Origin of the sequence: Shewanella putrefaciens, assembly GCF_016406305.1 — a bacterium.
Taxonomy (GTDB): domain Bacteria; phylum Pseudomonadota; class Gammaproteobacteria; order Enterobacterales; family Shewanellaceae; genus Shewanella; species Shewanella putrefaciens_C.
Genome location: NZ_CP066369.1, coordinates 2906228 through 2932852, shown reverse-complemented (window position 1 = coordinate 2932852; position 26625 = coordinate 2906228). Strand labels below are relative to the sequence as shown.

At 46.6% G+C, this 26625-nt stretch carries 22 protein-coding genes and 15 tRNA genes; 25 read left to right on the top strand and 12 right to left on the bottom strand.

What is annotated here, in order from left to right; all coding sequences use genetic code 11:
* Window positions 1–36 precede the first annotated feature (36 nt).
* The 8 genes from JFT56_RS12730 to JFT56_RS12695 form a co-directional block, all read right to left on the bottom strand.
* Window positions 37–1059 carry a TRAP transporter substrate-binding protein gene (locus JFT56_RS12730; protein WP_198780447.1) on the bottom strand — a complete coding sequence of 341 codons (1023 nt, stop codon included), beginning with the start codon at window positions 1057–1059 and terminating at the stop codon, window positions 37–39.
* Between the two features lie 441 nt (window positions 1060–1500).
* Window positions 1501–1731, bottom strand: coding sequence for a hypothetical protein (locus JFT56_RS12725; protein WP_198783566.1), 231 nt, complete (start codon window positions 1729–1731; stop codon window positions 1501–1503).
* Window positions 1732–1900: 169 nt separating this feature from the next.
* Window positions 1901–1976, bottom strand: a tRNA-Val gene (locus tag JFT56_RS12720).
* 26 nt (window positions 1977–2002) lie between these two features.
* Window positions 2003–2078, bottom strand: a tRNA-Val gene (locus JFT56_RS12715).
* Window positions 2079–2104: 26 nt separating this feature from the next.
* Window positions 2105–2180, bottom strand: a tRNA-Val gene (locus tag JFT56_RS12710).
* Between the two features lie 47 nt (window positions 2181–2227).
* Window positions 2228–2303 (bottom strand) — tRNA-Val (locus JFT56_RS12705).
* Between the two features lie 31 nt (window positions 2304–2334).
* Window positions 2335–2410: transfer RNA gene (locus tag JFT56_RS12700), tRNA-Val, on the bottom strand.
* 48 nt (window positions 2411–2458) lie between these two features.
* Window positions 2459–2534, bottom strand: a tRNA-Val gene (locus tag JFT56_RS12695).
* A 437-nt stretch (window positions 2535–2971) separates the two neighbouring features.
* Between JFT56_RS12695 and gltX the strand changes: the two genes are divergently transcribed.
* From gltX to JFT56_RS12645, 10 genes are all read left to right on the top strand, one after another.
* Window positions 2972–4396 (top strand): glutamate--tRNA ligase, encoded by a 1425-nt coding sequence (gene gltX, locus JFT56_RS12690; RefSeq protein WP_198780446.1) that lies wholly within the window; start codon window positions 2972–2974, stop codon window positions 4394–4396.
* A 104-nt stretch (window positions 4397–4500) separates the two neighbouring features.
* A tRNA-Ala gene (locus tag JFT56_RS12685) sits at window positions 4501–4576 on the top strand.
* A gap of 158 nt (window positions 4577–4734) precedes the next feature.
* Window positions 4735–4810: transfer RNA gene (locus JFT56_RS12680), tRNA-Glu, on the top strand.
* 108 nt (window positions 4811–4918) lie between these two features.
* Window positions 4919–4994, top strand: a tRNA-Ala gene (locus JFT56_RS12675).
* A 227-nt stretch (window positions 4995–5221) separates the two neighbouring features.
* Window positions 5222–5297 (top strand) — tRNA-Glu (locus JFT56_RS12670).
* Window positions 5298–5492: 195 nt separating this feature from the next.
* Window positions 5493–5568: transfer RNA gene (locus tag JFT56_RS12665), tRNA-Glu, on the top strand.
* A gap of 195 nt (window positions 5569–5763) precedes the next feature.
* Window positions 5764–5839, top strand: a tRNA-Glu gene (locus JFT56_RS12660).
* 182 nt (window positions 5840–6021) lie between these two features.
* Window positions 6022–6097: transfer RNA gene (locus tag JFT56_RS12655), tRNA-Glu, on the top strand.
* 97 nt (window positions 6098–6194) lie between these two features.
* Window positions 6195–6270, top strand: a tRNA-Glu gene (locus JFT56_RS12650).
* 181 nt (window positions 6271–6451) lie between these two features.
* Window positions 6452–6527: transfer RNA gene (locus JFT56_RS12645), tRNA-Glu, on the top strand.
* Between the two features lie 451 nt (window positions 6528–6978).
* On the opposite strand, the gene JFT56_RS12640 is transcribed toward JFT56_RS12645, so the two are convergent.
* A complete protein-coding gene (locus JFT56_RS12640; protein ID WP_198780445.1) occupies window positions 6979–8808 on the bottom strand; it encodes an ABC transporter ATP-binding protein in 1830 nt (609 codons plus the stop codon).
* 181 nt (window positions 8809–8989) lie between these two features.
* Between JFT56_RS12640 and JFT56_RS12635 the strand changes: the two genes are divergently transcribed.
* The 7 genes from JFT56_RS12635 to JFT56_RS12605 all read left to right on the top strand — a co-directional run bounded on the left by JFT56_RS12635 (window position 8990) and on the right by JFT56_RS12605 (window position 16192).
* Window positions 8990–10681 carry a DNA-3-methyladenine glycosylase 2 family protein gene (locus JFT56_RS12635; RefSeq protein ID WP_233095515.1) on the top strand — a complete coding sequence of 564 codons (1692 nt, stop codon included), beginning with the start codon at window positions 8990–8992 and terminating at the stop codon, window positions 10679–10681.
* Between the two features lie 31 nt (window positions 10682–10712).
* Window positions 10713–11279: a methylated-DNA--[protein]-cysteine S-methyltransferase gene (locus JFT56_RS12630; protein WP_198780443.1), complete on the top strand. Its 567-nt coding sequence runs from the start codon at window positions 10713–10715 to the stop codon at window positions 11277–11279.
* Between the two features lie 37 nt (window positions 11280–11316).
* Window positions 11317–12600, top strand: a complete 1284-nt coding sequence (locus JFT56_RS12625) for a DEAD/DEAH box helicase (RefSeq protein ID WP_198780442.1) — start codon at window positions 11317–11319, stop codon at window positions 12598–12600.
* A 66-nt stretch (window positions 12601–12666) separates the two neighbouring features.
* A complete protein-coding gene (locus tag JFT56_RS12620) occupies window positions 12667–13137 on the top strand; it encodes a dual specificity protein phosphatase family protein (protein ID WP_198780441.1) in 471 nt (156 codons plus the stop codon).
* 165 nt (window positions 13138–13302) lie between these two features.
* The gene (locus tag JFT56_RS12615) at window positions 13303–14202 is read left to right on the top strand and encodes a chemotaxis protein CheV (protein WP_198780440.1); all 900 of its coding nucleotides are present in this window, start codon (window positions 13303–13305) and stop codon (window positions 14200–14202) included.
* Window positions 14203–14363: 161 nt separating this feature from the next.
* Entirely contained in the window at window positions 14364–15590 is a 1227-nt protein-coding gene (sstT, locus tag JFT56_RS12610; RefSeq protein WP_198780439.1) for a serine/threonine transporter SstT, read from the top strand.
* A 77-nt stretch (window positions 15591–15667) separates the two neighbouring features.
* Window positions 15668–16192, top strand: coding sequence for a CIA30 family protein (locus JFT56_RS12605; protein WP_198780438.1), 525 nt, complete (start codon window positions 15668–15670; stop codon window positions 16190–16192).
* 56 nt (window positions 16193–16248) lie between these two features.
* Here JFT56_RS12605 and JFT56_RS12600 read toward each other — a convergent pair whose 3' ends face one another.
* A complete protein-coding gene (locus tag JFT56_RS12600) occupies window positions 16249–17628 on the bottom strand; it encodes a Gfo/Idh/MocA family oxidoreductase (RefSeq protein ID WP_198780437.1) in 1380 nt (459 codons plus the stop codon).
* A 347-nt stretch (window positions 17629–17975) separates the two neighbouring features.
* Here JFT56_RS12600 and JFT56_RS12595 point away from each other — a divergent pair, with 347 nt between their 5' ends.
* Complete coding sequence (locus tag JFT56_RS12595) at window positions 17976–18410, top strand: hypothetical protein (protein ID WP_198780436.1); 435 nt, start codon at window positions 17976–17978, stop codon at window positions 18408–18410.
* A 56-nt stretch (window positions 18411–18466) separates the two neighbouring features.
* Here the strand turns inward: JFT56_RS12595 and JFT56_RS12590 are convergent, their stop codons facing one another.
* Both JFT56_RS12590 and JFT56_RS12585 read right to left on the bottom strand, forming a co-directional pair.
* Entirely contained in the window at window positions 18467–19138 is a 672-nt protein-coding gene (locus JFT56_RS12590) for an RluA family pseudouridine synthase (protein WP_198780435.1), read from the bottom strand.
* A 146-nt stretch (window positions 19139–19284) separates the two neighbouring features.
* Complete coding sequence (locus JFT56_RS12585) at window positions 19285–19899, bottom strand: ACP phosphodiesterase (protein ID WP_198780434.1); 615 nt, start codon at window positions 19897–19899, stop codon at window positions 19285–19287.
* Between the two features lie 199 nt (window positions 19900–20098).
* On the opposite strand from JFT56_RS12585, the gene JFT56_RS12580 reads away from it, so the two are divergent.
* From JFT56_RS12580 to JFT56_RS12550, 7 genes are all read left to right on the top strand, one after another.
* Window positions 20099–20308 (top strand): hypothetical protein, encoded by a 210-nt coding sequence (locus JFT56_RS12580; RefSeq protein WP_198780433.1) that lies wholly within the window; start codon window positions 20099–20101, stop codon window positions 20306–20308.
* 64 nt (window positions 20309–20372) lie between these two features.
* Window positions 20373–21410, top strand: coding sequence for a tRNA preQ1(34) S-adenosylmethionine ribosyltransferase-isomerase QueA (gene queA, locus JFT56_RS12575; protein ID WP_198780432.1), 1038 nt, complete (start codon window positions 20373–20375; stop codon window positions 21408–21410).
* A 161-nt stretch (window positions 21411–21571) separates the two neighbouring features.
* Window positions 21572–22696, top strand: coding sequence for a tRNA guanosine(34) transglycosylase Tgt (gene tgt, locus JFT56_RS12570; RefSeq protein WP_198780431.1), 1125 nt, complete (start codon window positions 21572–21574; stop codon window positions 22694–22696).
* A gap of 26 nt (window positions 22697–22722) precedes the next feature.
* Entirely contained in the window at window positions 22723–23055 is a 333-nt protein-coding gene (gene yajC, locus JFT56_RS12565) for a preprotein translocase subunit YajC (protein ID WP_007649452.1), read from the top strand.
* Between the two features lie 17 nt (window positions 23056–23072).
* Window positions 23073–24923 carry a protein translocase subunit SecD gene (secD, locus tag JFT56_RS12560; protein WP_198780430.1) on the top strand — a complete coding sequence of 617 codons (1851 nt, stop codon included), beginning with the start codon at window positions 23073–23075 and terminating at the stop codon, window positions 24921–24923.
* Window positions 24924–24935: 12 nt separating this feature from the next.
* A complete protein-coding gene (gene secF, locus JFT56_RS12555) occupies window positions 24936–25883 on the top strand; it encodes a protein translocase subunit SecF (protein WP_198780429.1) in 948 nt (315 codons plus the stop codon).
* A 237-nt stretch (window positions 25884–26120) separates the two neighbouring features.
* A complete protein-coding gene (locus JFT56_RS12550) occupies window positions 26121–26438 on the top strand; it encodes a DUF2007 domain-containing protein (protein WP_198780428.1) in 318 nt (105 codons plus the stop codon).
* Window positions 26439–26625: the final 187 nt, after the last annotated feature.

Genomic DNA, 26625 nt, shown 5'->3' with positions numbered 1-26625 from the left:
GCTTAACCCCGAATAGGGTTAAGCGGCGTATTGTCATTATTGTTTATTTGCAGCAACAGCGGCTTCAATCACATCTTTACCGACTTGATCTTCAAACTTAGCCCAAACTGGCTTCATTACATCGACCCATTGTTGGCGTTCAGCAGGTGTTAAAGTCACTAAGGTAGAACGTTTAGAATCAAGGATTAACTTCTTATCTTCGTTGTCTTTCTCGGCCGCGATTTTATTACCTAAGGCGATGGATTCATCTAATGCTTCTTTGATGATCTTACGTTTGTCAGCGGGTAAGCCTTTCCAGAACGCATCAGAAGTCACGACCATGTAATCTAAGACACCATGGTTACTTTCAGTAATATGGCTTTGAACTTCATAGAATTTTTGTGAGTAAGTGTTAGACCAAGTATTTTCTTGACCATCGATGGCGCGGGTTTGTAGCAGGGTGAACACTTCAGAGAAAGGTTTTTTCACTGGGATGGCACCGACGGCATCAAACTGAGCCGCTAATACGTCAGAGGCCATAACACGGAACTTAAGACCCTTAGCATCGGTAGGTTGCTTTAGCGGGGTATTGGCAGAGAATTGTTTCATACCATTGTGCAGATAGCCTAAACCGACAATTCCCTTGCGGCTCATAGAGTTCAGCAGCGTTTGGCCTGCTTCACCTTGTTGGAAACGGTTTACTGCGTCCATATCATTAAATAAAAATGGTAAATCAAATACTTGTAGGCGTTTAGTGTAACGCTCAAATTTAGAGAGTGAAGGGGCCACAAATTGCACATCGTTTAACAAAAGTGCTGCTAACTCATTGTTATCCCCAAATAACTGTGAGTTAGGGAATACGCTGACAGTGTATTCACCCGGTAAACGTTGTTCGACCAGTTCTTTAAATTTAAGTGCCATTTGGCCCTTTGGGGTATTTTCCGCAACAACGTGGGAAAATTTGATTTCAACTGGGGCGGCGAACAGGTTAAAGCTAGTTGCGAACACCGAGGCGAGGGCGAGCATTTTCGCAACGGTTTTCAATGGGCGGGTGATTCCAATCTGTTGATTCAATGTCATTTTTGAGTTCCTTTTTCTGTTGTTAGGATTTGTCCCCAGTCTTGGTTAGTTTGTTACCAAGTGTGAGTAGGAATACAGCCTTGATTTCCCTGAGGTCTGTCTTACTAAAGGCAAATACCACGCCAACTTACGCAGCTTTCTGTAAGTGTTTGGTTACTAAAGTGTAGTTGATTTGATGTTTGTCACACTTTTAGTTTAATGGGTGAGATCTCGCTCACGCTTATTTTTGCTTTGGGTGGAAATCCACCCAAACGGTTATTTCAGCCTTGCTGATGAGTATTCTGTCATTGCTGATTAAGTAAGCGTAATTAGTTATTTTGAGATCAAAATGAGTTTAAAAAATGACTGAGTTTAATAGGTTGATGCCATGGTTTAAGCGAGGAGAAAGCCGTATTGAAGGAAATAAAATAATATCTGGCTTTGAGTTATAGCGTTGAAAAATTAGTCGTCGTCAGCGCCTATGCGTTTAAGAATTGCATCGCTTGGAAGCAATTCTAAGTGGCCGCGTTCATCGAAATACCAACCTGTGATATAGCCTTTTTGGCGCATGCTCACCAGATTCTGCATGACTTCCCGGGCTTCCTTTAGGGCGGTTTGCTCATCGCAGGCGTGGGTGTGTTTTAGGTAAGCCGCAATATGGGTTAAGGAGGCGGATTGGCTGACACTGGCCATAGTGTTGATCTCCAAGTATGCCAAAGGCAGAGTGTGATCAGGCATGGGTGGCAATCATATTTGGTATTTAACGGGAGTATTAAACGTGAAATGACCAATTAAATACGCGCTGATCTAGATCAAGCATAGTTGAGTCGGGCTGAGGGTAAAGTTTATGGGGGAAAAAGTATGGTGGTCGCTACTGGGCTCGAACCAGTGACCCCCTCCTTGTAAGGGAGGTGCTCTCCCAGCTGAGCTAAGCGACCTGGGATAAATTGAGTATTGCAGAATATGGTGGTCGCTACTGGGCTCGAACCAGTGACCCCCTCCTTGTAAGGGAGGTGCTCTCCCAGCTGAGCTAAGCGACCTGGGATAAATTGAGTATTGTAGAATATGGTGGTCGCTACTGGGCTCGAACCAGTGACCCCCTCCTTGTAAGGGAGGTGCTCTCCCAGCTGAGCTAAGCGACCTGGGAATTCTTACATACACAAAGCTAAGTCATTATTCATAGGATGAATGGTGGTCGCTACTGGGCTCGAACCAGTGACCCCCTCCTTGTAAGGGAGGTGCTCTCCCAGCTGAGCTAAGCGACCTGGGAATGACTTATACAGTTAAAGCGTTATATGGTGGTCGCTACTGGGCTCGAACCAGTGACCCCCTCCTTGTAAGGGAGGTGCTCTCCCAGCTGAGCTAAGCGACCTGGGATATAACGGCTTGTAAACCATAACATTATTATTTAATAAAGCTATGGTGGTCGATACTGGGCTCGAACCAGTGACCCCCTCCTTGTAAGGGAGGTGCTCTCCCAGCTGAGCTAATCGACCTCGCTGTGTGGAGCCGTATTATAGGGAGGTTCGATCTAGTGTCAACGCTTTTTAATGAAAAAAGCATTGGTCGCGCTATTTTTGTTCGCATTGGCTTATTGTTAATCACGCCATCAATCAAAGTGTTACTTTATTAAGCCATTAAGGTATCGAATAGCTTTCCCGTCACTTGTTGGGTCGCCAGCTTAATAAGTGAATTGGTGATTGATCAATATTGTATTGCCCAGACTTTTGGACTGATTTTCAGTGGATAGGATGATGGTCTATATAAAGGTTGCTTATATAAAGGAGGCGCGGCTCGGTAGGGGGATTTTATGAGATATATGCAGCTGGCCTGTATGGCCCATTTGCAGCGCAGACTTTGACTGTTAGAATAAGCGCACTTTTTACTGTGATTGTCTTTATCTAGACGACTTTATATAGGTTAGTGTCCCATTATGACAACTAAGACGCGTTTTGCCCCTAGTCCAACAGGCTTTTTGCACGTGGGCGGTGCCCGTACTGCACTTTATTCTTGGTTACAAGCCCGCGCCAATAATGGTGAGTTTGTATTACGCATTGAAGATACGGATATTGAACGTTCGACCCAAGCTGCTTGTGATGCCATTTTAGAAGGCATGAATTGGCTAGGTTTGACTTGGGACGAAGGTCCATATTACCAAACTAAGCGTTTTGACCGTTATAACGAAATCATCGCGCAAATGTTAGAGCAGGGTACAGCATATAAATGTTATTGCTCACGTGAACGCATCGATGCCTTGAGAGAAGCACAAGCAGCAAATGGTGAAGCGCAAAAGTACGATGGCTGCTGCCGTGATTTGCCTGCGCGTGTTCTGTCAGCGGGTGAGAGTGACGAGCCTTTCGTTGTGCGTTTCAAAAATCCAATTGGCGGTTCTGTGGTATTTGACGATCACGTTCGTGGTCGTATTGAATTCTCAAACGATGCATTAGATGACTTGATCATCGCCCGTACCGATGGTGTACCTACCTATAACTTCTGTGTCGTCGTAGACGATTGGGATATGGGGATCACTTGTGTGGTACGTGGGGAAGATCATATCAATAACACTCCGCGCCAAATCAACATCCTTAAAGCGCTAGGTGCACCTATTCCTGAATATGCCCATGTATCGATGATTTTGGGTGATGACGGCGCTAAGTTATCTAAGCGTCATGGTGCGGTGAGCGTAATGCAATATCGTGATGATGGCTATTTACCCGAAGCGCTGCTCAACTATTTAGTGCGTTTAGGTTGGTCACACGGCGATCAAGAAGTTTTCTCTCTCGAGGAAATGAAGCAATACTTTAAGTTAGACGATATTAACAAGGCGCCTTCTGCTTTTAATACTGAAAAATTAGTTTGGTTGAACCAACACTATATTAAGACGCTCGATCCTGACTATGTAGCTTCTCACTTACAGTGGCACATGGACGACCAAAAGATTGATACCTCAAATGGTCCTGCCTTATCTGCCGTCGTCACTGCATTAGCTGAACGCGCCAAGACCTTAAAAGAGTTAGCCGCCTCTAGTCGCTATTTTTATGAAGACTTCGCAGAGTTCGATGCTGAGCAGGCGAAAAAGCATTTACGTGGTGTAGCACTTGAGCCATTACAATTAGTACAGCAAAAGTTAGCCGCATTACCTGAGTGGACTGCTGAGGCGATTCATCAGGCGATTGAAGATACTGCGACTGAATTAAATGTGGGTATGGGCAAAGTGGGTATGCCATTACGCGTTGCTGTCACTGGAGCAGGGCAGTCACCGGGCCTTGATATTACGTTATTTTTAATTGGAAGAAGCCGTTCTGAGCAAAGAATATCCAAAGCGATTGAATTTGTAGCAGATAGAATAAATTCCTAAAAAACGAGTTGACACTTTTAGGTGTGCTGCATAGAATGCGCCACGCAGTTGAGACACAGGCGAGCAAATGCTTGCAGTGCACTTAAATGTAGTTTGATAAGTTTGGGGCTATAGCTCAGCTGGGAGAGCGCTTGCATGGCATGCAAGAGGTCGACGGTTCGATCCCGTCTAGCTCCACCAAACTTACCGCCATATTAAGCGGTGGCAGTGTTAGCAATAATGTTAGCCAAATTAATATGTCCTTGTGTACCCTTCGTTCTTTTGAAGAGTGCGCCTAGGACACCGTAGATGTTAAACGGGGATCTTTATAAAGAAGATTCAAATTAATATGTCCTTGTGTCCCCTTCGTCTAGAGGCCTAGGACACCGCCCTTTCACGGCGGTAACAGGGGTTCGAATCCCCTAGGGGATACCATTTATGTTTTAGAACATAGGGTTCCTAGCAAATAACTAACGAGTTGTTTGGTAAGAACAAATCTAAAATTATCCGATAGGCTGAATATCAGTCACATCGAAAGATTTTGGGGCTATAGCTCAGCTGGGAGAGCGCTTGCATGGCATGCAAGAGGTCGACGGTTCGATCCCGTCTAGCTCCACCAAATTCGCCATATTAAGCGAGAGCTTCTTTTGAAAGAGGTTCAAATTAATATGTCCTAGTGTTCCCTTCGTTCTTTAGAAGAGAGTGCCTAGGACACCGTAGATGTTAAACGGGAACACTGAGTTCAAATTAATATGTCCTTGTGTCCCCTTCGTTCTTTAGAAGAGAGTGCCTAGGACACCGTAGATGTTAAACGGGAACACTGAGTTCAAATTAATATGTCCTTGTGTCCCCTTCGTCTAGAGGCCTAGGACACCGCCCTTTCACGGCGGTAACAGGGGTTCGAATCCCCTAGGGGATACCACTCTATCCTTAAAAGATAGGGTGTCTCACAAACAGCTAACGAGTTGTTTGTAGGATAAAAGTAATACCTCAGTGATGAGGTTAAACATCAGTCCTTGTGTCGCCTTCGTTCTTTATAAGAGTGTGCCTAGGACACCGTAGATGTTAAACGGGAATTTTTTGATATTAAAGAAAGTTCAAATTAATATGTCCTTGTGTCCCCTTCGTCTAGAGGCCTAGGACACCGCCCTTTCACGGCGGTAACAGGGGTTCGAATCCCCTAGGGGATACCACTCTATCCTTAAAAGATAGGGTGTCTCACAAACAGCTAACGAGTTGTTTGTAGGATAAAAGTAATACCTCAGTGATGAGGTTAAACATCAGTCCTTGTGTCGCCTTCGTTCTTTATAAGAGTGTGCCTAGGACACCGTAGATGTTAAACGGGAATTTTTTGATATTAAAGAAAGTTCAAATTAATATGTCCTTGTGTCCCCTTCGTCTAGAGGCCTAGGACACCGCCCTTTCACGGCGGTAACAGGGGTTCGAATCCCCTAGGGGATACCACTCTATCCTTAAAAGATAGGGTGTCTCACAAACAGCTAACGAGTTGTTTGTAGAATAAAAGTAATACCTCAGTGATGAGGTTAAACATCAGTCCTTGTGTCCCCTTCGTTCCTTAGAAGAGTGCGCCTAGGACACCGTAGATGTTAAACGAGAACATTAAGTTCAAATTAATATGTCCTTGTGTCCCCTTCGTCTAGAGGCCTAGGACACCGCCCTTTCACGGCGGTAACAGGGGTTCGAATCCCCTAGGGGATACCACTTTATCTTTAAAAGATAGGGTGTCTCACAAATAGCTAACGAGCTGTTTGTAGGATAAAGCAATAGCTCAGTGATGAGGTTAAACATCAGTCCTTGTGTCCCCTTCGTCTAGAGGCCTAGGACACCGCCCTTTCACGGCGGTAACAGGGGTTCGAATCCCCTAGGGGATACCACTTTATCTTTAAAAGATAGGGTGTCTCACAAACAGCTAACGAGTTGTTTGTAGGATAGAAGTAATACCTCAGTGATGAGGTTAAACATCAGTCCTTGCGTCCCCTCGTTCTTTAGAAGAGAGTGCCTAGGACACCGTAGATGTTAAACGGGAACATTAAGTTCAAATTAATATGTCCTTGTGTCCCCTTCGTCTAGAGGCCTAGGACACCGCCCTTTCACGGCGGTAACAGGGGTTCGAATCCCCTAGGGGATACCAATTTTAATCAAGGTTTATCGAAACGTTGATTAAAGACAATAAACCACCTCATGGTGGTTTTTTGTATCTCAATTTTAAGTGTTTGAATGAGTTTAAGTATTTGATTGAAAATGATGCAATTCATCCCTCATTTCTTAACCTAAAGTTATTCGGCTGATTTCCACTCTATTCTTTCCCTCTAGATCTTATGCTGACCAATCTATTGTGAGCTTATCTCACGCGTTGTCATTCTGCTCAATTGCATTGCCTAGCTGCTAGCGGCTCTTGCTATATCAATGCCGCAGATATCAAACGGGTTTGAGGTATGGATATGGTCAGGGAGATTTGCCCGAAGGGGCGGCTTAGTTGAGGACTGATTTGAGATAAAATAAGGCGACACTTATTTACCGTTTTCACAGTTATTCACCGCTATTCACAGTTTTGTGTCGCCTTGCATCATTTAACCTTTGGCTTACTCTACACCTAAGAAACCACCAGTTTGGTGAGCCCATAGCTGTGCATAGATACCGCCTGCGGCAATTAGCTCTTGATGCGTACCTTGCTCGACGATACGACCCTGATCTAGCACTATCAGCCTATCCATGGCGGCAATGGTCGAAAGACGATGGGCGATGGCGATAACGGTTTTGCCTTGCATTAACTCATACAAACTTTCTTGAATTGCGGCTTCGACTTCAGAATCCAGTGCCGATGTGGCTTCATCGAGCAATAGGATCGGCGCATTTTTTAATAACACCCGCGCAATCGCAATACGTTGCCTTTGCCCACCGGAGAGTTTTACTCCGCGCTCTCCGACCTGGGCATCTAAGCCATGATTACCGTTGGGATCGGTAAGTTCATTAATAAAATCATGGGCCTGAGCCTGTTTAATGGCACAATTTAGTTGCTCATCAGTGGCATTAGGGTTGCCATAGAGAATATTTTCACGGATGGTGCGGTGCAAGAGTGAAGTGTCTTGGGTCACCATGCCGATTTGTGAGCGCAGAGAATCTTGCCTAACTGTTTTTATGTCTTGATCATCAATACTAATTTGACCATTTTCAACATCATAAAAACGCATTAGTAGGTTAACTAGGGTCGATTTTCCTGCGCCAGAGCGACCTACGAGTCCCACTTTCTCCCCGGCTTTAATCGTCAGATTAAGGTGGTCAATTACCCCGGTTTGTTCACCGTAATGGAAGTCCACTTGGTTAAAATCAATTTTACCTTGGGTGACAGTAAGTTCTTTGGCATCGGGTGCGTCTTGAATAATCGTCGTTTTCGAAAGGGTATTCATCCCATCGGTGACAGTGCCGATATTTTCAAATAACGAACTGATTTCCCACATGATCCACTGTGACATACCGTTTAAGCGTAGCGCTAAACTCACGGCGATGGCGATGGCTCCAACGGTAATAGCGCTATCAACCCAAAGGGCAATTGAAACCGCTGCAATACTGAATGCAAGCAGGTAGTTGATCACTTGCACGCTGACACTTATTCCAGTCACTAAGCGCATTTGGCGATAAACCGTGTCCAAGAAGCTATACATGCTTTCCTTTGCATAGTCGGCTTCTTTATCCGTATGGGCAAAAAGTTTCACTGTGGTGATATTGGTGTAGCTATCGACAATACGCCCCGTCATGGTTGACCGAGCATCCGCTTGTTCAGTGGAAACCGTTTTCAATCTAGGGACAAAATACCATTGCAGGCCAATGTAGAGCGCTAACCAGACTAACATTGGCAGCACTAAACGCACATCCGCGCTGGCAATCATCACTAACATAGACGTGAAATACACTAAAATGTAAACCAACACATCGAGCAGCTTCATCACAGTTTCACGCACGGCCAAAGAGGTTTGCATGACTTTAGTGGCAATTCGGCCCGCGAAATCATTCTGATAGAAAGACACGCTCTGCTTAAGTAAATAACGATGGGCAAGCCAACGAATGGACATGGGATAATTGCCAAGCAGGGTTTGATGCATGATGAGTGCGTGTAATAACACCAATAATGGCATGACTATCATTACCATAGCGCCCATCAACAGCAGGGTTGTGCCTTCATCTTGGAATAGGGTCTGGGGATTTTTGTTCACTAACCAATCGACTAATTGGCCCATAAAGCCAAATAGCGAGACCTCAAGCATGGCCAGTAGTGCAGTAAGCACTGACATGAGTATCAATGGCAGCTCATAGCCTTTAGTGTAATGGCGACAAAAAGCATAAATGCCCGTTGGGGGTTTAGTGGGCTCTACATCGGGTAGGGCTTCAACCCAAGATTCGAATCGTTTAAACATGAATTGGCTCTATGATTTAGGGTAAAAAGTAGACGTGCCTAGCATATAGGATATCGGCTGAACACGCCTTAAAAGCTGCGAAATGATTCAGTTCCGTTTTCCGCTAGTCCAATAGGGTAGATTTACGTAAAGTAACCGACAAGCGATTAATTGTGAGCGGATATTGTCGAGCATACTGGGAATGAAAAGAACAGATCATATAGAGTGCAATGCCGATAGTGGTGAGTTGCAGTTAAAGGCGCATTCGGCGCCTATTCGAGGTGAACTCTCGTCTGCTATCTGCCGTGAGGCTCGTCTGAGTCGTGACCCTCGTTTTGATGGGAAATTCTTTGTGGGAGTGTTAACCACAGGTATTTATTGCCGAAATGTGTGTCCAGCCGTGGCGCCAAAGGAAGAAAATGTGCGCTATTTTGAGTCCCAAGTCAAAGCGGCGCAGGCGGGATTACGCCCCTGTTTACGTTGCCGGCCCGACAGTGCGCCAGGTTCCAACCCGTGGAAAGGGACTGGCACAACGCTCGATAGGGCGCTTGGCTTGATCGATGCCGGTTTACTCTGCGGTGAGCAAGCGTTAACGGTCGATGGGCTTGCCGATAAATTGGGGATCAGTAGTCGCTACCTCAATAAGCTTTTCAGCGAAGGTTTTGGCACTTCACCTAAACAATACGCGCTCTATCGCCAGTTGTTGTTTGCCAAACAACTCTTGCATCAAACCCAATTACCTATCACTCAGGTGGCGCTTGCGGCGGGATTTAACAGTATTCGCCGCTTTAATGAGGCGTTTCAGCAGCGGCTGCAACTGACGCCCACACAGTTAAGAAAAACATCACTGAAAAAAGCTGCAAAAATGACTGAGATTGAAATCGCTACGGAAAAAAACGGCTTAAGCACAATGCTAGATCTGTCCCATGGGCTCACTTTGTACCAATATTACCGACCTCCCCTCGATTGGTCGGCGCAACTGGCTTTTTTTCGGCTACGCGCCGTGGCCGGAATGGAATGGTTTACACCGCTGGACAAGTTAAACGGGGGCGCTGGGATAACGTCAGATTCCATGCAGCATATAGCCTGCGAGGATGAGGCAACTTCCCTTGAATATGGTCGCTGTATTGCCATAGGCAAAATGCGCGCTGTCGTTCAAATTGCCCACGAACCTTCATTGCACAGATTCAAACTGACAGTGATGTTGACCGCAGACTCCCCATTAGAGGCGTTACAAAAACTCATTCTTGAAGTGCGGCGCATACTCGATCTCGACGCAGACATGCAGTTGATTGAACAGAATTTACAGGCCCTGCCTCAGCTTAATTTAGTGCCGTTTAGTGGGCTGCGAATTCCGGGGGCGGGGTCCTTATTTGAGGCGGTTTGCCGCGCAATTTTAGGCCAGCAAGTGACAGTGGCTCAAGCGACTAAGCTACTTAATCAATTGGTTGAAGCCTATGGTGAGCGGTTTGAACTCAATGGCCGCGAATATCGGTTGTTTCCAACGCCTGAAACGATCCGTGGGGCGAGCTTGAGTGAACTTAAAATGCCGGGGGCGCGTAAACTGGCATTAAATGCATTAGCGGCTTTTATTTGTGAGAACGCCGATGCAAGTGTCGACGATTGGTTAAGCGTTAAAGGTATTGGCCCCTGGACAATTGCCTACGCCAAACTTCGAGGTCTTGGCGATCCCAATATCTTTTTGCATTCGGATCTTATCGTTAAAAAGCGGTTATTGGCGCACTATTTAGGTCACTATGACAAGGATAGGCTTAACGCTTTAGGGGAGGATGTTTTAAAACCCCTTGATTACCCTCAACTATGTCAGCAGTTAGGGCGAGATATTGCCCCCTGGGGTAGTTATTTAACCTTCCAGTTGTGGCATCAAGTGTGATTCAATACCGTTTAATATTAAGAGGTTATCTATGTCTTATTTAACACATCGATTAAATGTCGCGCCGAGCAGTGCAGCATATTTACCCTGCGTAGCACAGCAATTAGTGACGCCAGTTGGCGTTTTACAGCTTAATGCGAATCCCTATGGGATCAGTCATTTAACCCTTGTTGGTTCGTCCCGAACCGACATTCCTTTAGCCAATAGCACTACAGATGACGTCAATCGAGCTAAGGCCCATATCAACGAAGCTGTGGAGCAGCTTGAGCAATATTTTGCGGGTAAGCGCCTTGGGTTTGAATTGGCCCTTGCTCCTAAAGGGACGGATTTTCAGCGCCAGGTTTGGCAAGCGTTGCTGGATGTGAATTATGGCCAGAGTTGCAGTTATTCCGACATTGCCGAGCAGATTGGTAGGCCAAAGGCCGTGCGTGCCGTCGGCGCGGCGAATGGGGCAAATCCCATCGCCATTATCGTGCCATGCCATAGGGTGATAGGGAAAAATGGCAAGTTAACTGGCTATGCCTATGGGCTCGAGATGAAACAACAGTTGTTAATGCTGGAATCGGCGAGCAAGCGTGCGAGTTTTACGCTAGAATAGCCGCCATATTTGTTATTGATGAGCTATTACATTTTTTATGACCCAAGCTTCTTCCCCAGTGGCAAGCTTTGCCCAACTCGGTATTATTGCACCGCTCCATAATCGACTCACTGAGTTAGCTTATGTTTCTCCAACACCAGTGCAAATGGCAACCATTCCTGCTGTGCTGGCGGGGCGCGATATCTTAGCGGGCGCGAATACGGGATCGGGTAAAACGGCGGCCTTTGCCGTACCTCTGCTACAGCAATTGGTTGAAGCTAAAACACTCGATAAATCTGGGTCTTACGTCCGTTGTTTAGTGCTGGTGCCCACGCGGGAACTCGCCCAGCAGGTTGCCGACAGTTTTTTATCCTATGCCTCCCATTTAAACGGCCAACTTAAGATAGTTGCCGCTTTTGGTGGCGTCTCTGTTAATGCGCAGATGCAAAGTTTACGTTCGGGGGCCGACGTATTAGTGGCGACACCGGGCCGATTGTTAGATCTGCTATCGAGCAATGCAATCAAATTAAGCCGGGTGAGTGCCCTAGTGCTCGATGAGGCCGATCGCATGTTAAGCCTTGGTTTTACTGAAGAATTAACCCAAGTGCTTGCCGCTTTACCGGGCAAGAAACAAACCTTGCTTTTCTCGGCGACATTCCCCGAAGAAGTGCGTGAGTTAACGGCAAAACTGCTTAACGATCCGCTTGAATACCAATTACAAAGCGAGCAGCAAAGCACGATTCATCAGCGGGTGATCACAGTTAACCGCCCAATGAAAACTGCCTTGCTCGCGCATCTGATTAAAGAACACCAATGGTCACAGGCACTTATTTTTGTCAGCGCTAAAAATACCTGTAATCACCTCGCACAAAAGCTGTCTAAACGGGGGATTAGTGCAGAGGTGTTCCATGGTGATAAAGCCCAAGGTGCGCGCACCCGCGTACTCGATGGTTTTAAAAATGGTGAGATTAGTGTGTTAATTGCCACAGATATTGCCGCCCGCGGTATCGATATCGATAAGCTCCCCGTGGTGATCAATTTTGACCTGCCAAGAAGTCCTGCGGACTATATGCATCGTATTGGCCGCAGCGGCCGTGCTGGTGAAGCGGGTCTGGCGGTGACCTTGATTTCCCATGAGGATTATCACCACTTTGGCGTGATAGAGAAAAAGAACAAACTCAAGCTAGAGCGTGAACAGATAGCCGGTTTTGAAGCCGATGATGAGATGCCCGCAGAATTATTAGAGCAAGGCAAACCTGTCGCTAAGCCCGAAGGTACAGGTAAAAAAAAACGTAAACAGTTACCGACTGCCAATGTTGAATTTTGGGGCAAAAAATCTTAAGTCGTTGGGCGCGAGCTATGCTTAGCTTATCCTTATGCCCCGAGTCATCTTACTGGTGGAAGCAATATGCAGCATTTATTTTGGTTAATTGAAGGTAAGATCGCTGGCCGCAGCGGCCCAAATAAAGATCCTTGGGATTTAGCTGAGTTGAAGTCGGCAGGTATTGGTGCGGTACTGTCGGTTAATGGTGGGGAAGGGTGTGAGCCCGGTACGTTTAAGCACCATGGCCTAAGGTATGAATGTATCCCTTTCTCCCGAAATGTACCGCCACAGGAGGGCGATGTGACTATCTGTGTCGCTCAACTTCCTAAGGCATTGAGTTTTATTCGCCAATGTGAGGCCGAGAATATTCCGGTCGTTATCCATTGCCGCTCGGGTAAGGATCGCACAGGACTCATTATGGCCTATTACCTGATGGCGAATGGCGCCGCGCCACTGCATGCAGTGAGCCAAGTGCGTAGCATCCGCGATATCGCTTTTACGGCTGAAGGTTGGGATCAATTTGCCTTCGATGTGTTATACGCATTACAAGATTGAGGCGCGGCATACTCGCCATAGACAAAGCTATTAATATGCAATAATTCAAACTATTAAATAATTCAAATATTAATAGTTTGATTCGTTTGACCTTAGTCATCAAATTTTTACTGTGTTAAGGTTATGCTATCCGTAGGTTGGTTTTAGTGAGTTATCTATCTAATTATGAAGAGTAAAGCCAGTCAGTCGCAGGGACTATTATTATTCCGGTTATCACAGACGCAGGTCTTCGCCTTAGGCACGCTTAAAGTGCGTGAGTTAGTGCCCTATACACCGCTGAGTAAAATCCCCCAATCCCATCCGACCATTCTTGGTGCCGCGACGATTCGTGGCCATACCATTCCGGTAATCGATATGGCGGCGGCCATTGGCTATCGTCCAATAACGGATGAAGAGCGTAAACATTGCTATATCATCATTACCGATTGCCAGCGAATGATTATCGGCTTTCTCGTGCGTGGCATAGATAAGATCATTGAGTGTAACTGGCGTGATATTGAGGCACCTTCTGCGAATTTAGGAAAAAATGCCTTCTTAACCGGGGTGACGCGTTTTGAGGAACAGTTGGTGCAGCTACTCGATGTGGAGTTATTGCTATCGAAAATCTTCCCTGATAATCCACAGGCTAATCGCGCGATTCTGACCGATGTGCAACGTGAAAAATTAAAACCGATGAATATTCTGCTGGTGGATGACTCTAAGGTTGCCCGTAAGCAGTTATCCGACGCCTTAGATACCATTAATATTCCTTATTTTGTCACCGCCGATGGCAAAGAGGCTTTGGCCATGATGGAGCAGGCTGCGGCCGAACATCATCCTATTGATATTTTAGTGAGCGATATTGAAATGCCAGGACTCGATGGTTATGAGTTGGCATTTGAGGTGCGCGATAATCCACAAACTGCGAATGCTTATATTATTCTGCATACCTCACTCTCCAGTGAGATCAGCGTCAGCCAAGCCCACCAAGTGGGCGCTAATGAAGCGCTGACAAAGTTTGATGCCCATGAGCTTATCGACGCCATGTTGCGTGGTGCCGATCTGGCGGCAAAAAAGCCTAAGTAGATTATTTTGTCTGTTTTTTGTTGGATGAGGGGATAAAGTTTGCTTATTTTCCTGCAAAACTAGACAAGTTCCACCACATCCTATAAAAACCTTATTGGCCTCAGATCCGAAGGCGTGGGTTGGGAACACTCGACCGAAATATAATAACGATAGGTTAAGTAATGAAACAAGAATCATCATTTCTAGCTAAGTTGGCTAATGGCAGTTTAGTGTTGCAAATTCTCGTGGGGATAGTGGCAGGTATTATCTTAGCCAGCTTTTCACAGGACTGGGCTAAGCAAGTTGCATTTTTAGGCAGTTTATTTGTGGGTGCGTTAAAGGCGATAGCCCCTATTCTCGTGTTCATCCTAGTGGCATCCTCCATTGCCAATCAAAAGAAAAATACGCAAACCAATATGCGTCCCATCGTCGTGCTCTATTTGTTGGGGACTTTTGCCGCCGCACTCACCGCCGTTATTCTCAGTAGTATTTTCCCCACCAATCTAGTGTTAGTGGCTGGAGTTGAAGGCACCAGTCCACCACAGGGAATTGGTGAGGTGATCAATACCTTGCTTTTTAAGCTGGTGGATAATCCAGTGAATGCGTTAATGACGGGCAACTATATTGGTATTTTGGCCTGGGGCGTGGGTTTAGGTCTGGCACTGCACCATGCGAATGATTCGACCAAGCAAGTATTTGCCGATATGAGCCATGGTATTTCACAAATGGTGCGCTTTATCATCCGTTTAGCGCCTATCGGTATTTTTGGTTTAGTTGCGGCGACATTTGCCGAAACCGGTTTTGCTGCCATTGCGGGTTATGCGCAGTTACTGGCGGTATTATTGGGAGCCATGGCGATTATTGCGCTCATAGTTAACCCGCTGATAGTGTACGTGAAAATCAAACGTAATCCCTATCCATTGGTGCTACGTTGTCTGCGAGAAAGTGGTGTCACGGCCTTTTTTACCCGTTCGAGCGCTGCCAATATCCCGGTCAATATGGCGCTGTGTGAGAAGTTAAATCTGCATGAAGACACCTACTCAGTCTCGATCCCCTTAGGTGCCACCATCAATATGGGTGGTGCTGCGATCACTATTACCGTATTGACCCTAGCGGCAGCTCATACCTTAGGTATTCAAGTCGATTTGCTGACGGCATTACTATTAAGCGTGGTTGCCGCCATTTCAGCCTGTGGTGCGTCCGGCGTTGCGGGTGGGTCGTTATTGCTAATTCCTCTGGCCTGTAGCTTGTTTGGCATTTCTAACGATGTCGCCATGCAAGTGGTCGCGGTGGGCTTTATTATTGGTGTTGTCCAAGATGCCGCCGAAACGGCATTGAACAGCTCTACCGATGTGATTTTTACGGCTGCCGCTTGTGAAGCTGCTGAAAACAAAGCTAAACTTGGATAAAGTGTGCTGTTGTTAGTGTAAGCAGAAAGCATCATAGAAGCAGTCACTTAGGTGGCTGCTTTTTTATGGGAGTAATTATGATCCTTTTTGATTTTAAAGCGTTAGATGCGGCAAAGCCTTGGTATGGTGTAAACGACACTGTAATGGGCGGTTTATCCCGCAGTAAGCTCACCATTTCCCCCTTAGGTTATGGTGTTTTTAGTGGCCATGTGTCCTTGGCGAATGGCGGAGGGTTTGCTTCGGTGCGCGCTGAGTTTAACGCTGTGGATGTGAGCGCGTTCACTGGGATTTACCTTGAACTCGATGGTGGCCGGGCTAAACATTACAAAGTGAATTTAAAGGATGTGGATACTCCGCAGAGCACGGTTTATCAGGCTCCTATGCCAGCACCGAGCCACCAAGCTTTTGGGGTTAATGGCACAAGTGCGTTGCACTGGCAGCGTATTGAAATTCCCTTCAGTGACTTTCTACCCCAATGCCGAGGCAAACCCATTGCCCGTGTGGCAATCGATTTGACGAGACTATCGAGTTTAGGGTTAGTTATCGGGGCACAGCAAAGCGGTGATTTTGATTTAAAAATTAAATCGATAGGCTGTTATTAGGGATAAGTAGCTACTTATCCCTTTATGGCATTTATGATCTCAGGACTGAATGCCAACTATGCGCCGACTATGCCTAAAGGAGCGGCATGTTGCCAAGCGCCGCGGGTAAAGTCAGGGAAATTGACTGAGTTACTGCGGTTATTCAGCGATTGCTCGCTTAGGATATTCACCACGGACCAAGACGCGCCATCGTACACATCCTGATCTAAAGCTTCGCCGTTGCGCAGGCAATAAATCATCCGCCATAGCATCACAAAGTCCATGCCGCCGTGACCGCCGTTGATTTCAGCCTCTTTACCTATGCGTTGCCACTGTGGATGGTCATATTTGTCGTACCACTTTTGCATGTCCATATCCCACTCGTGGTAACTCTTACCAAAACCGCCATGTTCGACGGCAATTCGATTCGGGAAACCTGCAAACACGCCATTGGTGCCTTGGATCAAATTGTGGCGACTGTAAGGTCTTGGGGTCGTAGTGTCATGTTGCACCATGATGGTCCGACCTTTAACTGTTTTTATCAGGCTGGTATTGATATCCCCATTAATGTATTTGAGCTGATTGCGCTCGTGATCGGCGGGAAATTCACGTTTAGCATAGAGCGCACGGCCAAGGGCGGGGGAACTCATCGAGGTTAAATAATCAAATCTGTCGCCGCGGTTGATATTCATATACTGGGACACAGGCCCTAAACCGTGGGTGGGATACAAATTACCGTTGCGTTTAGTATGCCAGTAGGTCCGCCATGAGCCAGTTTTATGGTCGATTTCCTTCATCTGCCAGCGCAGCTCGTGGATATAGGCGGCTTCACCGTGGAGCAACTCACCAAACACGCCTTGGCGCACCATGTTGAGCACCATAAGTTCTTCACGGCCGTAGTTGACGTTCTCCATCATCATGCAGTTTTTCTGGGTGCGTTCGGCGGTATCGACAATTTGCCAGCATTCCTCAACCGTGAGTGCTAACGGCACTTCGACAAAGGCGTGTTTACCGCTCTCCATGGTTTCTATCGCCATAGGCGCATGCCATTCCCAGGGAGTAGAAATAATCACAATATCAATATCATCACGGCTTAACAGCTCGCGATAGCTCAGGTCATTACCCGTATAAACAGCGGGTTTGGGGCGATTTTGTTTAACGATATGATCTACGGCTCTATCAATAACCGCTTGGTGAGTATCGCAAATCGCTTTGAGTTCAACGCCTTCTAAATGGCAAAACTGCTCGACATGGCTAAAGCCCCGCTCGCCGACCCCGATAAAGCCAACTCGAACCACCTCCATCTTGGGTGCTATGAGGCCGATAACGGATTTACCCGCTTGAGGTTTAGGGGCGGCGCTACTGGCGTTGGCATTGAGGGCAATATTGGCGGTGACGAGCCCAGCGGTGACGGCACCCGCGGCTTTAAGGAAATGACGACGGTGAATGTTATGCATAGGCTTCCTGCTTTTTTTGTTTTGTAGGGATATTGAAATATCACTTGGTCTTATTTGTACGGTCATTCACTTATGGGTTATATCAGAAACCCTATTAAAATTGGCAATAAAAGATGTAACAAACTCATTCATTGGAGCGGATAAGTCTTTTAGCTGCCTTTACTTTAGCGATAAGTAAATAGTGATAAAGATCGCGTTTTTATTTTTCGATTGAGCTACACTGCCGATTAATTAGTCAAGGGTATTTATCTTTTATATTTTAAATATTTAGCAAATTTTAATTAACTAAAAAATTACATTTGGGGTTAATTGGAGGGAATTTGCTGCTCAGGGGAGTAAAGCGTTAAATGGGTTCTATGCTTAATGTACTACCACAACTGACATTCACTTTAGGTGATTGGGTATTGCATAAGGATATCAGGATGTCTGGGATTGAAAAACGCCGTCGCCTTCATTGGCGGGAGACAGATATGCAAAATCGTGAAATTATAGGTCGTTGGTTAGATGAGCGTCCTCTATTAGGGGATAAGATCACTTTATATAAAGAAGACGAAAAATATTTCTTAGAAACCTGGTTTAGCGATGGTTGCCATAGTTTAGATGAAGTCCATATGACTGATCTGCCCGAAGGTCGCAAAGTCGAAGATGTGGGCGGCAATTTCTTTGGCGAATACTTTCTGGTGACACCTTCGTTGCAGCTACAATTTTGTAATGAACAGGGCTGTTACTTCCAAGTCGATAAATTAATGGCTGATATCGATTTTAATCAGCGCGTTGCTTAAAGTCGCTGCTTGCTAAGGGGCCGCATTAATTAGGCCCCTTAGGTTTGGTCAATGGCTTATTCGCTAAAAGGGTGCTTGCTGTAAAAGCACATGGCCTTGCCAGAGTAGGGATGGCTAAAACATAAATCTTGGGCGTGTAGGCATAACCGTGGCCTAGCGCCGATGACCTCCGCGTTACCGTAAAACTCATCCCCTAAAATAGGATGCCCAAGGGCAAGCATATGCACACGTAACTGATGGGTGCGGCCTGTTTGCGGCGAAAGCTCGACTAAGGTGCTGTTTTCTCGGTGCTCTAATACTCGGTAATAAGTGAGGGCGCTTTTGCCGCCCGTTTCTCCCGCCTGCAGTACTTTCTGATAGGGCGGATGTGCGCTGTCCGGCGCAATGGGCAGATCAATCACTCCCTGTTGCTGCGGCACATGTCCCATTACTTCGGCAATATAGACTTTCTTACTCTGCCGGTCTTGGAACTGAGTCTTTAAATGGGATTCGGCTTTTTTATTGCGGGCGAACACCATAATACCCGAGGTCGCACAGTCGAGCCTATGTACTAGAATCGTTTCAGGATAAAGGCGTTGTAAGCGGGTTAGCGCACAATCGAAGGTGTGGGCCGCTATCCCCGGATTAGACAATAAACCTGAGGGTTTATTGATGATAATCAAGTCTCTATCTTTATAGCGGATGTCTAGCCAGGGAACTGCCGGGGGCTGGTAATCAAATATCTGCATCTTATCCTCATCTTAGCGCGCTAATACTAGCAAAATTTAGCTAGGCACACAGCATAATCTGCAGCGGGTTTGCTGTTTGAGGGCAATAGCGCCTCGAGGAGACGTTGCTCGCCATTATCATCCTTGAGTAACGGAAAGTGATATATCTAAGGTAAATACTCGCTGGGGGTTTTACGGCTCCAAATACGGGTATAGGCCATCAATTGCGGATAAAAAGTGCGAAATGCGGTTTCGGTTTCTATCTGCATCTTGGCTAAAATCTTATCTGCTCCGTTAAATAGAGCGCTTTGTGGGTGATTCTTTGCCCTTTGTGCTAATGCCTGTTGTATGCCTTTAGGCGTAGCATAGTTGTTTAACCAGTCCTCGCGGCGCATGTCGGCAATTAGGCTTAGGAGTGGCTGTGGATGGTAGGCATCGCTGCCCTGTGATGCAAAAATATCCAGCTCGTTGTAAGCTTTTAAACTAAAATTCTGTAGCGTCTCGGGGTGGTATTCTTCCCAGTAGTAGGCTAAATAATGATCGAAGCTTACAAACATTAGATCCGCTGCTATGATTTTTAACTGCGCAGGAAATAACTCAAGTAATTCTTGGGTGAGTTCATGACTGGCGCAAAGTCTATTTATTTCCTGACTTAGCCATAAGCCCTGACGCAATGGTGCGGGTGCGTCGGCAATCGGTGCAGTAATATAGTTGCCCGCGAGATTTGCGGCGAGATGGGTTTTGCTAATATCGGCGAGATGTAAGTGTGTAAGAAAGTTCATTTTTTGTGCTTGGTTAATCGCGTCTACCCACGGTATCATGTGCGGGCGCGCTTAGGAAAGCGCAATAGGCAAAAATGCTGTGCTTTTTTATATTTAGCGAGCAAATTATTTAGCCAGATAGCTTAGCATTCCAATGTGGACACTGGAATTGCGTGGCTTGTTAATCTGGTATCAAACCAACAACCTTTTAGGATCATGGATGATGTGGAACTGGTTCATCAAAATGCTCGGTAAAGACGAGCGTTCCAAGCGCAAGAAAGTGCTTGTCGATATTCCCTATGAACAACACCGTTTTAGTCTGGATAATTTTGCTCGTCATCGAACTAAGTTCGACAACGACGATGCATTAGAATTGGCGGACTTAGATGAGCAGGATTCAGGGCAAGAAGTGCATCTGGATAACAAGTAATCTTGATATTCTTGGCCTCTAACCATAGACTAGCCGCCGTTCTAAGCTATGTAGAGGCCAATCCATGCGTGTTGCAGACTTTTCCTTCGATCTTCCCGATGAGCTGATCGCTCGTTATCCTATGGCGCAGCGTAATGCGTCACGTCTGTTAACCTTAGATGGTAACTCTGGTGCGCTCGCTGATAAACAGTTTACCGATCTGCTGGGAATGATAAATCCCGGCGATTTAATGGTGTTCAACAATACCCGAGTGATCCCCGCGCGCCTGTTCGGCCAAAAGGCCAGCGGCGGCAAATTAGAGATTTTAGTTGAGCGTATGCTCGATGATAAGCGCATCCTCGCCCATGTCCGCAGCTCTAAATCTCCTAAAGTGGATTCGTTAATTCTGCTCGACGGCGGCTATCAAATGAAGATGCTCGCCCGTCACGATACCTTGTTTGAACTTGAGTTGTTATCCGAGTTAACCATTTTAGAGGTGCTCGAAGCGGTAGGGCATATGCCGCTGCCACCATATATCGACAGACCCGATGAGGATGCCGATAAAGAGCGTTATCAAACTGTATATAACCAAAACCCAGGTGCAGTTGCAGCGCCTACGGCGGGATTACACTTTGACGATGCCATGCTCGAGGCGTTAAAGGCGAAGGGCGTAAATATTGCATTTGTGACCTTGCATGTGGGCGCGGGTACTTTTCAACCCGTGCGCGTCGATACTATTCTTGAGCACAAAATGCATTCCGAGTGGGCTAATGTGCCGCAGGATGTGGTGGAGTTAATTGCTAAAACCAAAGCAGCGGGTAAACGTGTGGTTGCCGTTGGCACGACGTCGGTGCGCTCCTTAGAGAGTGCGGCGCGCGCAAGCCACGGTGAGCTTAAAGCCTTTAGTGGCGATACCGATATCTTTATCTACCCCGGTTATCAATTCCAAGTCGTCGATGCCATGGTGACAAACTTTCATCTACCTGAGTCGACGCTGATCATGCTAGTCAGTGCCTTTGCCGGTTTTGACCATGTGATGGCGGCTTATCGCCATGCCATCACTGAAAAATATCGCTTCTTTAGCTATGGCGATGCCATGTTTGTGACGAAAAAAGCCCACTAGAGCAAGATTTTGTTTTAAAATGGCCGCCCAAATTGCGTTGGTGCGGCATTTTTTTACCCTTAAAGGTTGAACCTTTTAAGGCTGTCCCCATCTCTATTGTTAATCAAAATGGCATTAGTCATTAAAAATGTAGTCAGACTGTTTATCTGGCGAGGTGAATTATGAAATTTGAATTAGATACTACCGACGGCCGTGCACGCCGTGGTCGGTTGATTTTTGACCGTGGCACAGTAGAAACCCCCGCATTTATGCCGGTGGGAACCTACGGAACAGTGAAAGGCATGACGCCGGAAGAAGTGCGTGCCACTGGCGCCGATATTCTGCTGGGTAACACTTTTCATTTATGGTTGCGCCCAGGCGAAGAAATCATGCGTAAACACGGTGACTTACATGATTTTATGAACTGGCAGCGCCCCATTTTAACCGACTCGGGCGGCTTCCAAGTCTTTAGTCTTGGCGATATTCGTAAAATTACCGAAGAAGGTGTGCATTTCCGCTCGCCCATCAATGGTGAGAAAATCTTCTTAGATCCTGAAAAATCAATGCAAATTCAAGATGCATTGGGCAGTGATGTTGTGATGATTTTTGACGAATGTACCCCGTATCCTGCGACTGAAGATGAAGCACGCAAGTCCATGCAGATGTCGCTGCGCTGGGCTAAACGTTCCCGTGACGAATTTGACCGCCTAGAAAATCCCAATTCTTTATTTGGCATTATTCAGGGTGGTGTGTATGAAGATTTACGCGACGAAAGCTTAAAAGGCTTAGTCGATATAGGTTTCGACGGTTACGCCGTCGGTGGTTTGGCCGTAGGAGAGCCAAAGGAAGATATGCACCGCATTCTTGAGCATATCTGCCCGCAAATTCCTGCGGATAAACCTCGCTATCTGATGGGGGTCGGTAAACCAGAGGATTTAGTTGAAGGTGTGCGCCGCGGTATCGACATGTTTGACTGTGTGATGCCAACCCGTAACGCCCGCAACGGTCATCTGTTTACCAGTGAAGGCGTGATTAAGATCCGCAATGCGCGGCATCGTGATGACACTTCACCGCTCGATACTAAGTGTGATTGTTATACCTGTAAAAACTATTCACGGGCATACCTTTACCATTTAGATCGTTGTAATGAGATTCTGGGTGCGCGTTTAAACACCATTCACAACTTGAGATACTATCAAATGTTAATGGAAGGTTTGCGCGGTGCGATTGAGACAGGTACATTAGACGCCTTTGTGAAGGACTTCTATACCAGTCAAGGTCGTGAAGTACCAGAGTTAGTTGATTGATTTTTTGCTAATAAGAAGAGAAAACTATGTTTATTTCAAATGCATATGCAAGCGCAGCCGGTGCACCACAGGGTGGCGGTACTATGGAACTGATTTTCATGCTGGCGATTTTCGGCTTGATTTTCTATTTCATGATTTTCCGTCCGCAATCAAAACGCGTTAAAGAGCACAAAAATCTAATGTCATCATTAGGTAAAGGTGATGAAGTGCTGACCAGCGGCGGGATTTTAGGCAAGATTGCAAAAATCAGCGATGAAAGTGATTACGTGTTACTGAGCTTAAACGACACGACCCAAATCACGATCAAAAAAGACTACATTGCAGCTGTATTGCCTAAGGGCTCTATCCAGTCGTTGTAAGCCAAGAGGGCTCAGGCGTGTTAAATAAATACCCAATGTGGAAAAACATTATGGTGATACTTATTATCACCATAGGTTGTTTCTATGCTGTACCGAACCTGTTTGGTGAGGATCATGCGGTGCAAGTGGTGGCGACTCGAGGTGCTGAAGTCACTGCATCTACCCAAGCCAGAGTGAACGAGCTGTTAGCCAGTAAGGGCATTGCGGTAAAGCGCTCTGAGCTTGAAAAAGGTCAATTGTTGGTTCGTGTACAAAATGCGGATCAACAATTACTGGCAAAAGAAGTGATTGCCGAAAGTTTAGGTGACAAGTTTACCGTGGCACTTAACTTAGCTCCTGCGACGCCCCAGTGGCTAGAGTCCATGGGCGGTAGCCCTATGAAACTCGGTCTCGACCTTCGCGGCGGTGTGCACTTCCTGATGGAAGTGGATATGAGCGAAGCCATCCGCAAGATGGAAGAAGCGAAAATCGCCGATTTTCGTGCGCAATTACGGGAAGAAAAAATCCGTTATGCCGGCATTCGTAATAATGCTAACGGTATCGAAATCAAGTTCCGTGATGCTGAAAGTCTAGCCAGTGCCGAGCGTTTCCTGAAATCCCGCAGCAACGATATGGTGTTCAGTGATGTGAGCAAGGGTGAAGATTTTGCCCTGCAAGCTGTGATGAGCGAAGCCTATCTCAAGCAGGTTAAGGAAGAAGCGCTACAACAAAACATTACCACTATCCGTAACCGTGTTAACGAGTTAGGCGTGGCAGAACCTGTAGTGCAACGTCAGGGTGCAGAACGCATTATCGTTGAGCTGCCAGGTGTGCAGGATACCGCACGCGCTAAGGAAATCTTAGGGGCTACCGCATCGATTGAATTCCACATGGTGGATGACAAGGCCGATCCGAATGCTGCGCAGTCAGGTCGTCTGTCTGCGGGTTCTGAAGTGTATCAGCGCCGCGAAGGTGGCACTGTGATATTGAAGAAAGAAGTGATGCTGACCGGGGATCATATCACCGGCGCGCAACCTAGCTTCGATCAGTACAGCCGTCCTCAGGTGAGCATCAACCTCGATGCTAAAGGTGGCACCATTTTCTCTAACGTGACCAAAGACAACATAGGCAAACCTATGGCGACTTTGTTCATCGAATATAAAGACAGTGGTGAGCGCAATGCCGATGGCAGCGTGAAGATGCAGAAAATCCAAGAAGTGATTTCTGTGGCGACCATCCAAGCCCGTTTAGGCCGCAACTTTGTGATCACTGGCTTAAGCCATGGTGAAGCACAAAACCTCGCGCTATTACTGCGTGCAGGTGCCTTGATTGCCCCAGTATCGATAGTGGAAGAACGTACCATAGGCCCAAGCTTAGGTGCTGAAAACATCGAAAACGGTGTGCAGGCCATGATTTGGGGTATGGCGGTTGTCTTACTCTTTATGTTGGTTTACTACCGTGGTTTTGGCTTAATTGCCAACATCGCCTTAACCATGAACTTAGTCATGGTGGTGGGTGTGATGTCGATGATCCCTGGCGCCGTATTAACCCTGCCTGGTATTGCCGGTATGGTGTTGACAGTTGGTATGGCGGTTGACGGTAACGTGCTGATCTATGAGCGTATCCGTGAAGAGTTACGTGCGGGTCGTAGCGTACAACAGGCCATCCATGAAGGTTATGGTAACGCATTCTCTACCATCGCCGATGCGAACATTACCACTTTCCTCACGGCATTAATTTTGTTTGCCGTAGGGACAGGGGCCGTTAAAGGCTTCGCAGTGACCTTGATGATAGGTATTGCGACTTCAATGTTTACCGCCATCGTGGGTACTCGCTCAATCGTGAACGCGATTTGGGGTGGTAAGCGCGTGAAGACGCTGTCTATCTAAGGGGAAGCGATAATGATTGAAATTTTATCTTTAAAAAATACGGTAAACTTCCTCCGCCATGCGCTGCCTATCAGCATCATGTCTGCCGTGTTAGTGCTGGGTTCGCTGGTTTCGCTCGTGACCAATGGTATTAACTGGGGACTGGATTTCACTGGTGGAACTGTGGTCGAAATGGAGTTCACTCAGCCGGTTGATTTGAACGTGCTGCGTGTGCAACTGACGACGCCAGAGTTAGATGGCGCCGTAGTGCAAAACTTCGGTTCGAGCCGTGATGTATTAGTGCGTCTATCGGTTAAAGAAGGCGTGAAGAGTGATGTGCAGGTTAAATCCGTAATGGAAGCCGCGCAGAAAGTTGACCCACAAGTACAGCAGAAGCGCGTTGAGTTCGTTGGCCCACAAGTGGGTAAAGAGCTGGCAGAGCAGGGCGGTTTAGCGGTATTGGTCGCACTTATCTGCATCATGATTTACGTGTCCTTCCGTTTCGAATGGCGTTTAGCCTTTGGTTCTGTGGCGGCGCTGGCCCACGACGTGATTGTGACCTTAGGGGTGTTTTCGGTATTCCAACTGGAATTCGACTTGACCGTACTGGCGGGTCTATTGACTGTGGTAGGTTACTCACTCAACGATACTATTGTGGTATTTGACCGTATCCGTGAGAACTTCCTCAAGATGCGCAAAAGCGACCCTGAAGAAGTGGTTAACGTGTCCATTACTCAGACCATGAGCCGTACTATTATCACAACGGGTACAACCTTAGTGGTGGTGATTGCCTTGTTCCTTAAGGGCGGCACTATGATCCATGGCTTTGCAACAGCATTGCTAATGGGTATTTTTGTGGGTACTTATTCTTCTATCTATGTGGCGAGCTTCCTGGCCATCAAACTGGGTATCAATCGTGAACACATGATGCCAGTTGAGATTGAGAAAGAAGGCGCAGACCAACCTGCTATGATGCCTTAACGGTTACATTAGCGTTAAAAAGCCACCGACAGGGTGGCTTTTTTTTGCCTTGATTTTGAGCTGTATCTAACATTCTGCTAGCAAACTCACAAAGTTATAGTCACTAATGCTGTAAAAGGTAAATGTTAATTAGATTAACAACTGGTGTAAAAAAAACAGCGCTCGACAGACTCAAGTGTTTAGCAGTAGGATGTCGGCAACCCCATATTCTAGAGAGTTGTAGCCGTAGGATGTCGCATGGAAGAACGTAAGAATTTAGTCGCTGGTGGTAATTTATTGCAGGCCCACACATGGAAAGGATTGTTAGAGGCCTGTGGTATTCATGTCGAGTTACGTGGTGAGGCATTATTAGGTGGTGTGGGGGAATTACCCGCTGATCTGCACAATGTGGAACTATGGGTCGGTGAGTCACAATTGGCCAAAGCACAGGCGCAGCTAAGTGCCTTAGATGTGGTCAGCCCCCAGTGGCAATGTGTGCAATGCCATGAGCTTAACGAAGGCAATTTTGAGTTATGCTGGCAATGCAGCTCAGAGCGCAGCGAGAGCCATAATTAAACCCAGTTATTTATCGAGTCGATGAACCTGTGGTGGTTATCTATATGCGGGAAGAGCGGCTTGCAGATCATTTGTCTGGGGCTAAGCATATGAATCGCGGTATGATTAACTTGAACATAGAGGAGAGTCGGTATCCCGATTAAAGTATGCCTCGGTTGTTTAAGATTAAGATCATGACGGATTTAGG

Excerpts from the sequence above, each read along its gene's own strand:
- JFT56_RS12635 (WP_233095515.1), top strand. The coding sequence starts at position 8,990 with ATGAAAAGAACAGATCATATAGAGTGCAATGCCGATAGTGGTGAGTTG.
- gltX (WP_198780446.1), top strand. The coding sequence starts at position 2,972 with ATGACAACTAAGACGCGTTTTGCCCCTAGTCCAACAGGCTTTTTGCAC.
- JFT56_RS12725 (WP_198783566.1), bottom strand. The coding sequence starts at position 1,731 with ATGGCCAGTGTCAGCCAATCCGCCTCCTTAACCCATATTGCGGCTTAC.
- secF (WP_198780429.1), top strand. The coding sequence starts at position 24,936 with ATGATTGAAATTTTATCTTTAAAAAATACGGTAAACTTCCTCCGCCAT.
- JFT56_RS12625 (WP_198780442.1), top strand. The coding sequence starts at position 11,317 with ATGACCCAAGCTTCTTCCCCAGTGGCAAGCTTTGCCCAACTCGGTATT.
- JFT56_RS12580 (WP_198780433.1), top strand. The coding sequence starts at position 20,099 with ATGATGTGGAACTGGTTCATCAAAATGCTCGGTAAAGACGAGCGTTCC.
- JFT56_RS12595 (WP_198780436.1), top strand. The coding sequence starts at position 17,976 with ATGGGTTCTATGCTTAATGTACTACCACAACTGACATTCACTTTAGGT.
- JFT56_RS12550 (WP_198780428.1), top strand. The coding sequence starts at position 26,121 with ATGGAAGAACGTAAGAATTTAGTCGCTGGTGGTAATTTATTGCAGGCC.
- sstT (WP_198780439.1), top strand. The coding sequence starts at position 14,364 with ATGAAACAAGAATCATCATTTCTAGCTAAGTTGGCTAATGGCAGTTTA.
- JFT56_RS12600 (WP_198780437.1), bottom strand. The coding sequence starts at position 17,628 with ATGCATAACATTCACCGTCGTCATTTCCTTAAAGCCGCGGGTGCCGTC.
- JFT56_RS12630 (WP_198780443.1), top strand. The coding sequence starts at position 10,713 with ATGTCTTATTTAACACATCGATTAAATGTCGCGCCGAGCAGTGCAGCA.
- queA (WP_198780432.1), top strand. The coding sequence starts at position 20,373 with ATGCGTGTTGCAGACTTTTCCTTCGATCTTCCCGATGAGCTGATCGCT.
- tgt (WP_198780431.1), top strand. The coding sequence starts at position 21,572 with ATGAAATTTGAATTAGATACTACCGACGGCCGTGCACGCCGTGGTCGG.
- JFT56_RS12605 (WP_198780438.1), top strand. The coding sequence starts at position 15,668 with ATGATCCTTTTTGATTTTAAAGCGTTAGATGCGGCAAAGCCTTGGTAT.
- JFT56_RS12620 (WP_198780441.1), top strand. The coding sequence starts at position 12,667 with ATGCAGCATTTATTTTGGTTAATTGAAGGTAAGATCGCTGGCCGCAGC.
- JFT56_RS12730 (WP_198780447.1), bottom strand. The coding sequence starts at position 1,059 with ATGACATTGAATCAACAGATTGGAATCACCCGCCCATTGAAAACCGTT.
- JFT56_RS12615 (WP_198780440.1), top strand. The coding sequence starts at position 13,303 with ATGAAGAGTAAAGCCAGTCAGTCGCAGGGACTATTATTATTCCGGTTA.
- yajC (WP_007649452.1), top strand. The coding sequence starts at position 22,723 with ATGTTTATTTCAAATGCATATGCAAGCGCAGCCGGTGCACCACAGGGT.
- JFT56_RS12590 (WP_198780435.1), bottom strand. The coding sequence starts at position 19,138 with ATGCAGATATTTGATTACCAGCCCCCGGCAGTTCCCTGGCTAGACATC.
- JFT56_RS12585 (WP_198780434.1), bottom strand. The coding sequence starts at position 19,899 with ATGAACTTTCTTACACACTTACATCTCGCCGATATTAGCAAAACCCAT.
- JFT56_RS12640 (WP_198780445.1), bottom strand. The coding sequence starts at position 8,808 with ATGTTTAAACGATTCGAATCTTGGGTTGAAGCCCTACCCGATGTAGAG.